Annotated in this window: 11 protein-coding genes; 1 reads left to right on the top strand and 10 read right to left on the bottom strand. The window is 63.9% G+C overall.

Annotation, left to right across the window (positions count from 1 at the left end):
* The gene (locus tag EEB12_RS03655) at positions 1-576 is read left to right on the top strand and encodes a dihydrofolate reductase family protein (protein WP_046378394.1); all 576 of its coding nucleotides are present in this window, start codon (positions 1-3) and stop codon (positions 574-576) included.
* On the opposite strand, the gene trmD is transcribed toward EEB12_RS03655, so the two are convergent.
* The 10 genes from trmD to ftsY all read right to left on the bottom strand — a co-directional run bounded on the left by trmD (position 573) and on the right by ftsY (position 11,433).
* The gene (trmD, locus tag EEB12_RS03660; RefSeq protein WP_019747962.1) at positions 573-1,277 is read right to left on the bottom strand and encodes a tRNA (guanosine(37)-N1)-methyltransferase TrmD; all 705 of its coding nucleotides are present in this window, start codon (positions 1,275-1,277) and stop codon (positions 573-575) included. The genes EEB12_RS03655 and trmD overlap by 4 nt on opposite strands.
* A gap of 9 nt (positions 1,278-1,286) precedes the next feature.
* Positions 1,287-1,859 (bottom strand): ribosome maturation factor RimM, encoded by a 573-nt coding sequence (rimM, locus tag EEB12_RS03665; protein WP_020969330.1) that lies wholly within the window; start codon positions 1,857-1,859, stop codon positions 1,287-1,289.
* A gap of 14 nt (positions 1,860-1,873) precedes the next feature.
* The gene (locus EEB12_RS03670) at positions 1,874-2,116 is read right to left on the bottom strand and encodes an RNA-binding protein (protein ID WP_003939023.1); all 243 of its coding nucleotides are present in this window, start codon (positions 2,114-2,116) and stop codon (positions 1,874-1,876) included.
* Positions 2,113-2,583 carry a 30S ribosomal protein S16 gene (gene rpsP, locus EEB12_RS03675; protein WP_003942818.1) on the bottom strand — a complete coding sequence of 157 codons (471 nt, stop codon included), beginning with the start codon at positions 2,581-2,583 and terminating at the stop codon, positions 2,113-2,115. Before rpsP ends, EEB12_RS03670 begins: the two co-directional genes overlap by 4 nt.
* 209 nt (positions 2,584-2,792) lie before the next feature.
* Positions 2,793-3,875 carry an amidohydrolase family protein gene (locus tag EEB12_RS03680; protein ID WP_021333057.1) on the bottom strand — a complete coding sequence of 361 codons (1,083 nt, stop codon included), beginning with the start codon at positions 3,873-3,875 and terminating at the stop codon, positions 2,793-2,795.
* 3 nt (positions 3,876-3,878) lie between these two features.
* On the bottom strand, positions 3,879-5,456 hold the full coding sequence (gene ffh, locus EEB12_RS03685) for a signal recognition particle protein (RefSeq protein ID WP_003942713.1): 1,578 nt from the start codon (positions 5,454-5,456) through the stop codon (positions 3,879-3,881).
* Positions 5,457-5,571: 115 nt separating this feature from the next.
* On the bottom strand, positions 5,572-8,079 hold the full coding sequence (locus EEB12_RS03690; RefSeq protein WP_069146078.1) for a [protein-PII] uridylyltransferase: 2,508 nt from the start codon (positions 8,077-8,079) through the stop codon (positions 5,572-5,574).
* The gene (locus EEB12_RS03695) at positions 8,069-8,407 is read right to left on the bottom strand and encodes a P-II family nitrogen regulator (protein ID WP_003942772.1); all 339 of its coding nucleotides are present in this window, start codon (positions 8,405-8,407) and stop codon (positions 8,069-8,071) included. The genes EEB12_RS03690 and EEB12_RS03695 overlap by 11 nt, the downstream gene beginning before the upstream one ends.
* Before the next feature lie 56 nt (positions 8,408-8,463).
* Complete coding sequence (locus tag EEB12_RS03700) at positions 8,464-9,723, bottom strand: ammonium transporter (protein WP_042450902.1); 1,260 nt, start codon at positions 9,721-9,723, stop codon at positions 8,464-8,466.
* Between the two features lie 246 nt (positions 9,724-9,969).
* Positions 9,970-11,433 (bottom strand): signal recognition particle-docking protein FtsY, encoded by a 1,464-nt coding sequence (gene ftsY / locus EEB12_RS03705; RefSeq protein ID WP_141487417.1) that lies wholly within the window; start codon positions 11,431-11,433, stop codon positions 9,970-9,972.
* Positions 11,434-11,452 lie beyond the last annotated feature (19 nt).

Raw genomic sequence — 11,452 nt, forward strand, 5'->3', positions numbered from 1 at the left:
ATGCGAAAGCTTGTGTACTACGTGGGAGCTTCCCTCGACGGCTACATCGCGGGACCAGACGGCGAATTCGATTTCTTCCCGGTTTCCGAACAGATCACGGCCTGGATATGCGATCGATATCCCGAGACCGTGCCAACGCATGTGCGGCCCGCTCTCGGAATCGAGGACGCACCCAACAGAACCTTCGACACGGTCGTCATGGGCCGCGGCTCTTACGAGCCCGGGCTGAGCCTCGGCGTGACCAGCCCCTTTGCGCACCTGCGCCAGTTCGTCGTCTCCAGCACCCTCCCTGACGCCGAGGATCCCGCGGTCACCATCGTTCGCACCGATCCACGTGCGGTCGTCAGATCCCTCAAAGAGGAAGAAGGACAAGATATCTGGCTGTGCGGCGGCGGAACTCTCGCCGGCGAACTACTACCGGAGATCGACGAGTTGATCGTCAAAAGGTATCCGGTTGTCGCCGGCGCGGGCATACCGCTGATCAGAGGTAACTTCGAGCCGACACTGTTCACACCGACTGCAACCGAATCGCTCGACGACGGCGCAAGCATCACCTGGTTGAAGAGAAATACCTAAGGAAGTAGATCCGGTCGACGCTCGGCCGTGCGCTGCAGCGACTGTTCATGGCGCCAGGCTTTGATCTTCGCGTGATCTCCGGAAAGCAGAACAGGCGGAACCTCGAGATCACGCCACACGGCGGGGCGAGTGTAACTGGGCCCTTCGAGGAGCCCGTCGGAGAACGAATCCTCTTGGTGTGACAGCTGATTGCCGAGAACACCGGGCATCAGTCGCACAACAGCCTCGACCATCACCAGCACGGCTGCTTCACCGCCGATCAGAACGTAATCGCCGATACTGACTTCTTCGACGCGAACCCGCTTGGCGGCGTCGTCGAAAACCCGTTGGTCGATACCTTCGTATCGGCCGCAGGCGAAGACAAGGTGCTTGGCGGTGGCCCAGCGATGTGCGGTCGCCTGAGTGAACGGGACGCCTGCGGGAGTCGGCACCACCAAGATCGTCTCGGCATCATCCGGGCCGGAAGAATCGGAGCGACCGATCACGTCGTCGAGCGCCGGGCCCCAGACGGTGGGTTTCATGACCATGCCGGGCCCGCCGCCGTACGGGGAATCGTCGACGGCTTTGTGTACGTCATGGGTCCACGACCGAAGATCGTGGACGTCGACCGAGATCAAGCCACGTTCGATTGCCTTGCCCAGCAAGGCAGCACGAAGCGGTTCGAGATACTCGGGAAAGATGGTGACGACGTCGAGACGCATGACAAACGATCAGTCGTTGTCTGGGTTCGAATTATCGCTGTTCGACTTGTCGCCGAAGTCCGGGTCGAGCAGTCCCTCGGGAGGCTCGATCATCACGACGCCGTCGGCAATCGACACCGAGGTGACGATGGCGGCGACAAACGGGATCAGCAATTCACCGGACGTCTCGCCGGTACGACGAATCGAAAGCAATTCGCCTGCTGCGGAATGCAATACCTCGATGACCGAACCGACCTCGGTACCGTCCGTGAGGACGACCTTCAGTCCTTCGAGTTCGTGATCGTAGAACTCGTCCGGATCATCCGAAGGCTCGAGTTCGGAACTGTCGATGACAAACAGTGTGCCGCGCAACGCATCTGCGTCGCCACGGTCACTGACGCCTTCGAGGCGCAGCAGAAGCCGCCCGGAATGATCCCGGGCGGCTTCCACTGTGTACGACTTCAGTGTGGACTCGCGCGGCTTGCGCCCACGCAGCACAGAACCTACGGCAAAACGATCTTCGGGCTCGTCTGTACGAACCTCGACTACCAATTCACCTTTGATGCCATGCGACTTCGCGACACGACCGACTACGAGTTCCACCTGTTTACTGCCGTCTACTGATCGGTGTCGACGACATCAACACGGATACCGCGGCCACCGATGCCGGAGACCAAGGTCCGCAGAGCGGTCGCCGTGCGACCACCCCGACCGATGACCTTGCCGAGATCGTCGGGGTGCACGTGCACCTCGACGGTCCGTCCCCGACGTCCGGTGATCAGCTCGACACGCACATCGTCGGGATTGGCGACGATGCCACGCACGAGATGCTCTACCGCATCAGCGACGACGGCACTCACTTGTCAGCAGCCTCGGCGTCTGCAGCGGGAGCCTCGGCGTCAGCCGCGGTGTCTTCTGCCTTGGCCTCGTCAGCCTTTGCAGCCTTCTTCTTCTTGGGGGTGATTGCTTCTGCAACCGGCTCGTTCTCGGCCTGCGCGAGTGCAGCCTGGAAGAGCTCGAGCTTGGTGGGCTTGGCTTCCTTGACGCGAAGGGTGCCTTCGGTGCCCGGCAGGCCCTTGAACTTCTGCCAGTCACCGGTGATCTTGAGGAGTGCCTCGACGGGCTCGGTGGGCTGTGCGCCCACGGACAGCCAGTACTGAGCGCGCTCGGAATCGATGTCGATCAGCGAGGGCTCTTCCTTGGGGTGGTACTTGCCGATGGTCTCGATCGCACGGCCGTCACGACGGGTGCGCGAGTCGGCGATGACAACGCGGTACTGAGCGTTGCGGATCTTGCCGAGGCGGGTGAGCTTGATTTTGACAGCCACAGCTGCAGTTCTCCTTCAGCGCGCACAACAGTGCTGCGCATGTCACGTGCAATTCAGCGACCCACACGATTTGTGAGCCCGGTTTTGCCTCTATCCTGTGACCGTCGCAGCGGTACGTAACCGGTTGCGACGAACAATGGTCCATTGTGCCAGATGGGTGGGCTCGTTCGGAAACCACCCTGTGCGCGCTTCGAGAGTGCAGGGACTCCCTAACCACTCACGGGGGTGCCGCGGAGGATCACACGCGCCGGCTTCGCGAGCACATCGGGGTTTCCGCGCGGATCTTCGGAGTAAACCACCAGGTCGGCGGGCGCTCCCTCTTCGATGCCCTGGGCACCCAACCAACTCCGCGCATCCCAGCTGGCTGCGCCCAACGCCTGGTGAGCTGTCAATCCGGCAACTTCGAGTTCGGCGATCTCGTCGGCGATCCGCCCGTGCCTGATCGAACCGCCGGCATCCGTTCCGGCATAGATCGGAATCCCGGCCTCGTGAGCGGCACCGATTGTCTGGTGCCGACGAGCGTGCAAATCGCGCATGTGCGCCGCGTAGATCGGATACCGCGTGGCGGAGTCCGCGATCTCGGGGAAAGTAGCGATGTTGATCAGCGTCGGAACCAGGGCCGTGCCGTGCGCGACCATCGACTCGATGGTCGCGTCCGTCAATCCGGTGCCGTGCTCGATGCAGTCGATACCGGCGTTGATCAGGCCGGGCAAAGCGTCTTCGGCAAAAACGTGAGCGGTGACCTTTGCGCCTTCGGCGTGGGCGGCAGCGATGGCCTCGACCAGGATCTCGTCGCTCCACAAGGGAGCCAGATCGCCGACGGAACGATCGATCCAGTCGCCGACGAGCTTGACCCAGCCGTCACCAGCGCGTGCCTGACGCACTACCTCGGCCGGCAACTGAGATTCGTCGTCCAGGTCGACCGGCAAGCCCGGGATGTACCGCTTGGGTGCCGCGATGTGCTGACCTGCGCGAATGATCCGCGGCAAATCGAGGCGCTCGTCGATGAACCTGGTGTCGACCGGTGATCCGGCGTCGCGGAGCAACAGCACGCCCGCGTCACGTTCGGTCTTCGCCTGCTCCAGCAAGCCGTCGACGGTTTCGCCGCCGCCACCGCCGTAGCGGATACCGACGTGACAATGCGCATCCACGAGACCCGGTGTGATCCAACCCGATTCGACGATCGTCTCCGCACCGGACACCGGCTCGAAGGAAATCAGCCCGTCGACGATCCACAATTCGATCGGCTCGGCATCGGGCAGACCGATACCCCGCAGATGAAGCGCAGCCACCGACTACTTCTTGGGCAGCTTGAGCTGGGAAAGATCGATGCCTTCCAGTCCGGGCGGCAACTGATCGAGACCCTTGGGCATGTTCGACAGGTCGGGCATACCGGCCGGCATTCCGCCGGGCATACCCGGGAATCCGCCCATGCCGGGGAATCCTCCGCGCATCTTGGGCTGCGTCGGGCCCTTGCCGCCCTTCTTGCCCTTCTTGCCCTTCTTGCTGCGAACCTGCTTACGCGCGCCGGGCATGCCCATACGGCCGGCCATTGCAGCCATCATCTTGCGGGCTTCGAAGAAGCGATCCACCAACTGGTTGACGTCGGAAACCTTGACGCCCGAACCGTTCGCGATGCGCAGTCGGCGTGAGGCGTTGATGATCTTCGGATCGTCGCGCTCGGCCGGCGTCATACCGCGGATGATGGCCTGAATGCGATCGAGTTGCTTCTCGTCGACGTTGGCCAGCGCGTCCTTCATGCCGCCGGCACCCGGCAGCATGCCGAGGAGGTTGCCGATCGGGCCCATCTTGCGGACGGCCATCATCTGATCGAGGAAGTCTTCGAGGGTGAGCTGACCGGAACCGATCTTCGCTGCGGTCGCTTCGGCCTGATCGGCGTCGAAAACCTGCTCGGCCTGCTCGATGAGGCTCAGGACGTCGCCCATACCGAGGATCCGGCTGGCCATGCGATCGGGGTGGAAGACGTCGAAATCTTCGAGCTTCTCGCCGGTGGACGCGAAGAGGATCGGCTGGCCGGTGACCTCGCGGACGCTCAGTGCGGCACCACCGCGGGCGTCGCCGTCGAGCTTGGTGAGGACGACACCGGTGATGCCGACTCCCTCACGGAACGCGTCGGCGGTACTGACCGCGTCCTGACCGATCATGGCGTCGAGGACGAAGATGGTCTCGTCCGGGTTGACGGCGTCACGGATACCGGCGGCCTGCGCCATCAGCTCGGAGTCGATACCGAGGCGACCGGCGGTGTCGACGATCACGACGTCGTAATGCTTGTTGCGTGCTTCTTCGACGCCGGCCCGGGCGACCTCGACGGGGTCGGCTGCGGACACGCCCAGTGCGTTTTCGCCGCCGCCGATGGAGGTACCGGGGTGCGGCGCGAAGACTGCCGCGCCCGCACGCTCACCGACGATCTGAAGCTGAGTGACGGCGCCGGGACGCTGAAGGTCGCAGGCAACGAGGAGGGGCGTGTGCCCCTGGTCCTTGAGCCACTTGGCCAACTTTCCGGCCAGCGTGGTCTTACCGGAACCCTGCAGACCGGCCAACATGATGACCGTCGGCGGAGTCTTGGCGAACTGGAGTCGACGAGTTTCGCCGCCGAGAACCTCGACCAGCTCTTCGTTGACGATCTTGACGACCTGCTGAGCCGGGTTCAGTGCACCCGAGACCTCGGCGCCCTTGGCGCGTTCCTTGATCTTGGCGATGAAGCTGCGCACTACGGGAAGCGCGACGTCGGCCTCGAGCAGGGCAAGGCGGATCTCGCGGGCCGTAGCGTCGATGTCGGCGCCGGACAGACGACCCTTGCCACGCAGATCCTTGAGAGATCCGGTCAATCTGTCGGAAAGGGATTCGAACACCGAGTGCGCTCCTGAAGGTCGTGCGAGTTAGCCGTGGATATTCTCGGGCACCAGCCTAGCCGCTACGCCCGCACCGATCCCAGCCGATGCGGGCGTAACTGCCGAAACCGGTCCGTCAATCCTCTTTCTTCTTCGGTTGTGGCACCGGAACCACCGCCAGCACCGCCTCCTCGACGCGCTCTCGCGCCGCGCGGGTATCGGCCTCACCGAAGTCGAGGCAGAACGCGTCGACCACCGAGGAACCCAACGTGGCGACCTTCGCCCACCGGATGTCGGCACCACTGTGTTCGAGTGCTGCGGCCAGTCGGCAAAGCAGGCCGACGCGGTCCTCGGTACGCAATTCGAGGATCGCGTGACCGTCACCGGGCGCGTCGAACCAGATGACCCGCGGCGGCGCCTGCGAATAGAGCACCGGAACCGCCGAGTCCTTGTTTGTCTGGATCGGGTCGTCCCACTGCTCTGCCCGTGCCTCCTCGTCCTTGGCGTCGAGAAGTTCGAGCAGATTCAGTTCACCGGCCGAAGCGCGGATCAATTCCTGCCTGAGCAGCACCGCCTGCGGCGGTGTGCCGAACCTCGGTGTGACGACAAACGAATTGACCGCCGAACCCGCATGCGACCCCAGCGAAGCGGAATGCACCCGCAACGACTGCAGCGCCAGAACGCCGGCAGCCCGAGACAGCAACCCGGGCGCGTCGGGCGCGATGACGGTCACGACGTAGGTGTGCGGATTCTCGGCCGGTACGAGCGAGACGTGAACCCCGCCATCCTCGGCAATGGCCAACTGCTCGGGAGCGAGTGGATCGGGTTGTGGGAGTTCCTCCCCCGCCATCAACAAACGGCAACGACGCACGAGCTCACCGATCAGAGACGACTTCCAGTCGCCCCAGACGCCAGGACCGGTGGCCAGCGAATCCGCCTCCGCCAACGAATGCAGGAGATCGAGAAGCGTCCCGTCCCCTTCGAGTGCGTCGACCACTCGCTGCACCGTTGCCGGATCGTCGAGGTCGCGACGAGTCGCGGTTTCCGGCAGCAGCAAGTGATAGCGCACCATCGCCGTCAACGTCGCGACGTCGGAAGGCCAGAGTCCCAAGCGATTTCCGATCGCGGTGGCCAATTCGGCACCGACGACGCTGTGGTCTCCCCCTCGCCCCTTCCCGATGTCGTGGATCAGCGCACCGAGCATGAGCAGATCCGGCCGAGCGACGCGAGTGGTGAATCCGCTTGCATACGCGGCGGTTTCGACCAGGTGGCGATCCACCGTCCACGTATGGACGGCGTCGCGCGGCGGAAGATCGCGAATGGTCCCCCACTCCGGCAGGAGTCGACCCCAGAGCCCGGTCCGGTCCATCGCCTCGATCACCGGAACCGCACGCGATCCCGAACCGAGCACGACCAAGAGATCGTTGACCGCATTTTTCGGCCACGGCTCACGCAGTTCCGGGGCATTGTCGGCCAGTCGATTGAGCGTCGATGCGGAGATCGGCATGCCGTTGGTGGCCGCCGCTGCCGCGACCCGCATCACCAGACCGGGATCCTTCTTCGGCCTCGCATCGCGCGCCAGGACAACTTCGCCGGCATGCTCGACGACGCCCTCGTCCAGTGGTCGCCGCACCGGCGCGCGACGCAGCCGCGACAAACCACGCCGGGGCAAGGAGTTTCCGGCGGTACGGATACCGACGTCCACCGAATAGCTGATGGTGCGCGCCGATTCACTGAGAAGGCGGGCCAGATCGAATCGATCACCGATCCGCAGCGCCGCACCGATTTCGTCGGCATCCTGCGCTCGCAGTTGATCGCGGGCGCGACCGGCAACGCGGTGAAGTTCGGTGCGCACGTCGAGCAACCGCCTGTGCGCAAGTGCCAGACCGCCGCCGGGCGAGTTGGGTCCCAGCCCTGGCATCCCGTCGGTCAATTGCGCGATGGACAGGGCGTTGAGCAGTTGGACGTCACGCAGCCCGCCACGGCCGCTCTTGAGATCCGGTTCGGCGCGATGGGCGATCTCGCCGCTGCGCTCCCACCTCGTACGGGTCTGGGTGATCAATTCGTCGAATCGGCTGCGGATGTCCATGCGCCACTGTCGACGGACACCACTGATCAACAGGTTGCTCAGCTCCACATCGCCGGCAATGTGGCGTGCTTCGAGCATTCCGAGTGCCGCCGTCATGTCGGTGGCCGCAACCTGAAGCGCCTGCGGAAGCGTCCGCACGCTGTGGTCGAGTTTGATGTGCGCGTCCCACAGCGGGTACCACAGGCTGTCCGCAACCTGGGCCACGACTGCTGGGTCCATGTCGTCGTGCAGCAGAATCAGATCGAGATCGGAATACGGCAGCAGTTCGCGTCGGCCCAGACCACCCACGGCGACGATGGCAAACCCACAATCCGGTTTGATGCCCAGTTCGGTCCCCTTGGTGGTCAACCAGAATTCGTGCAGATCGACCAGTGCATGTCGCAGTGAGGGGGCGTCGAGCCTCCTGTTCTTGACGCCTCCGGTGAGTAGGGCCTTGCGTGCGCGGGCCAGGTCCGCAGCTTCGTCGGATCCCCCTGACGAGACCGGCCCTGGCCCCGTCGCTTTCGCGACGGAACCAGGGCCGAAGTTCTCGGACCCTTTCGGGTCAGAGTGCATCGCCACCGCGTTCCCCGGTGCGAACCCGGATGACCGACTCGACTGGCGAGACCCACACCTTGCCGTCACCGATCTTGCCGGTGCGAGCGGCCTCGACGATCACCTCGACCACCTTGTCCACGGCCGCGTCGTCGACGACGACCTCGACCCGGACCTTGGGTACGAAGTCCACGGAGTACTCCGCGCCTCGGTACACCTCGGTGTGGCCCTTCTGTCGGCCGTAGCCCTGAACTTCGCTGACTGTCATACCCAGCACTCCGGCCTGCTCGAGTCCGGTCTTGACGTCCTCGAGCGTGAACGGCTTGACGATTGCTGTGATCAGCTTCATGTGCTCATCCCTTTCCAAACTCTGAAGTGCCTGAATTCACTTTAATCACGTGCTGATCACGCGAGGTCGTATGCGGTCTCTGCGTGTTCGGTCTCATCGATGCCGCGTGCCTCGTCCTCGGCCGAGATTCGCCAGCCCAGGGGCTTGAGTGCGAAGCCGATGATCGTCGTCAGAACGCCGGTGAAGACGAGTGCTGCGAGTGCGATCACGATCTGAACCACCAGTTGCTTGTAGTCGCCGCCGTAGAAGAGGCCGGTTGCGGTGCCGAAGAATCCGATACCGATCGTGCCCCACAGGCCGGAGACAAGGTGAACACCGACGACGTCGAGCGAGTCGTCGAAGCCGAAGCGGAACTTCAGGCCGACTGCGAGAGCGGACAGGATGCCGGCTACGGCGCCGAGGAAGATGGAACCGACGGGGTTGAGCGCACCGGCAGCAGGGGTGATGGCGACCAGACCGGCGACCGCACCGGAAGCTGCGCCGAGGCTGGTGGCGTGACCGTCACGAATACGCTCGGTGGCGAGCCAGGCCAGGACTGCGGCACACGTCGCGGTGGTCGTGTTGACCCAGGCGAGACCGGCGTTACCGTCGGCGGCGAATGCCGAACCGGCGTTGAAGCCGAACCAACCGAACCAGAGAAGTGCGGCGCCGAGCATCACGAAGGGCAGGTTGTGCGGACGGAAGGCGGTCTTGCCGAAGCCGAGACGCTTGCCGACGATGAGGGCGAGGACCAGACCGGCCATACCCGCGTTGATGTGAACGACTGTGCCACCGGCGAAGTCGATCGGAGCGACGTTGGCGACGGTGACTCCGTCGTCGTTGACCGTGGTGCCGAAGAGCTTTGCCGCGATGCCGTCCTCGGAGCCCGAGAGGAGTCCGCCGCCCCACACCATGTGTGCGAGGGGGAAGTAGACGACGGTGACCCAGATACCCGAGAACAGCAGCCAGGTGCCGAACTTGACCCGCTCGGCCAGGGCACCACTGATAAGGGCGGTGGTGATGATCGCGAATGTCACCTGGAACGCGATGTCGATGACGTTGGGGTAGCCCCACGCGCCGGCGATGAAGTTGCCGTCAGCATCGGTGATGCTGTTCTTGAGGCCGAAGAACTCGAACGGGTTGGCAAAAATGCCCCCGATGTTCTCGGTGCCGTAGGACATCGACCATCCCCACAGAACGTAGATGACGCCGATGACGGCCATGGCCCCGAAGGACATCATCATCATGTTCAGGACGGACTTGGACCGAGACATCCCGCCGTAGAAGAAAGCGAGGCCGGGTGTCATCAGCAAGACCAGAGATGCAGCCATCAGCATCCATGCGGCGTTACCGGAGTTCGCCAACAAATCGTCGGTACTCACTTACTACCTCCTAGTCGCACGTGCCGGGCAGCACGTCGTTAAGGAGAAGAGTGCTGGGCTGGTGTTTCGTCCATGGCGCTGTCGCGTTTCGCAGACGTGAACCAATTGCCCAACTTTGTTGCAAACAGGTTTCGCCAGGGGGTTCTACCGACCCTGTGCGCCTTTTCGGTAGTTCGCGCTACCAAAAAGGCGCACGGGGCGTCAGCCCAGCAGGGCGTCGACGAACGCACCCGGCTCGAAGGGCGCCAGGTCGTCGGCACCTTCACCGAGACCGACCAACTTCACCGGCACACCCAGTTCATGCTGAACCTGGAAGACGATTCCGCCCTTGGCGGTTCCGTCCAGCTTGGTCAGTACGACGCCGGTGATGTCCACGACCTCCGCGAACACTCGAGCCTGCGCCAGTCCGTTCTGGCCGACCGTCGCATCGAGAACCAGCAGAACGTCGTCGACCGACGCCTTCTTCTCGATGACCCGCTTGACCTTGCCGAGCTCGTCCATCAGACCGGTCTTGGTGTGCAAACGGCCGGCGGTGTCGATGAGGACCACGTCGACGCCGTCCGCGATGCCCCGTGAGACCGCGTCGAAGGCAATCGCAGCGGGATCGCCACCCTCCTTGCCACGAACAACTTCAGCGCCGACACGCTCGGCCCACGTCTGGAGCTGATCAGCAGCGGCCGCGCGGAACGTATCCGCGGCGCCGAGCACGACGCGACGACCGTCGGCGACGAGCACGCGAGCCAGCTTGCCGGTGGTGGTGGTCTTGCCGGTTCCGTTGACGCCGACGACGAGCAGAACAGCCGGGTGATCATCGTGCGGCAACGCGCGGATGGAGCGGTCCAGTTCGGGACGCAACTCGGCGATCAACACCTCACGCAGGAGCGCGCGGGCGGCAGCCTCGGTCCGGACGCTGCGGGCCGCCATCTGCTCACGAAGCTTCGTGACGACCTTTTCCGTGGTCGCGGAGCCGAGGTCTGCGATGAGAAGGGTGTCCTCGACTTCTTCCCACGAGTCCTCGTCGAGATCGCCGCCACCGAGTAGGCCGAGCAAGCTCTTGCCGACTGCTGACTGCGAGCGGGAGAGGCGCCCGCGCAGTCGGTCCAGCCGGCCTTCGGTCGGGTCGATCTCGTCCAACACGAGCGGTGCAGGCTCGACGGGTTCGGGAACTACGACGGGTTCGGGAACTACGACGGGCTCGGGTACGACTGCAGGTTCGGGAACGACAGGTTCTTCGACAACAGGTTCTGCTACTGGTGGTTCTTCTACGACCGGCTTTTCGATTACCGGCTCTTCGACAACCGGTTCCTCGACAACAGCGGGTTCTTCGACAACCGGCTCCTCGACGACGGCCGGCTTCTCCGCAACAGGTTCTTCGATGATCGGTTTTTCGACGACAGGTTCTTCGACGACAGGCGGCTTCTCCGCGACCGGCGGCGTCGGAACCACCGGAGGTGGCGCCGTTGCCGTCGAGCCTTGACTGAAGTTGAACCCGCCACCGGCCTTGTAGCCGCCTGACTTGTCCTTCTCGGGGGTGCCGAGCTCCGGCTTCGTCTCGGGCGCCTTCAGCGAGACCTGCCCCTTGCGGTAGCGCAGGAATCCGGCAACGAGAACGACGAGTAGTATGGCCGCTACAGCCGCGATGATGATCCAAGCCTGGGTAGTCACCGGCCCATTGTTTCAGGCT

The sequence above is a fragment of the Rhodococcus sp. WS1 genome, from assembly GCF_003797745.1.
Taxonomy (GTDB): Bacteria; Actinomycetota; Actinomycetes; order Mycobacteriales; family Mycobacteriaceae; genus Rhodococcus_F; species Rhodococcus_F erythropolis.

Coding starts and splice junctions, on each gene's coding strand:
- EEB12_RS03655 (WP_046378394.1), top strand. CDS start 1: ATGCGAAAGCTTGTGTACTACGTGGGAGCTTCCCTCGACGGCTACATC.
- trmD (WP_019747962.1), bottom strand. CDS start 1,277: ATGCGTCTCGACGTCGTCACCATCTTTCCCGAGTATCTCGAACCGCTT.
- EEB12_RS03690 (WP_069146078.1), bottom strand. CDS start 8,079: ATGCACTCTGACCCGAAAGGGTCCGAGAACTTCGGCCCTGGTTCCGTC.
- EEB12_RS03695 (WP_003942772.1), bottom strand. CDS start 8,407: ATGAAGCTGATCACAGCAATCGTCAAGCCGTTCACGCTCGAGGACGTC.
- EEB12_RS03700 (WP_042450902.1), bottom strand. CDS start 9,723: ATGCTGATGGCTGCATCTCTGGTCTTGCTGATGACACCCGGCCTCGCT.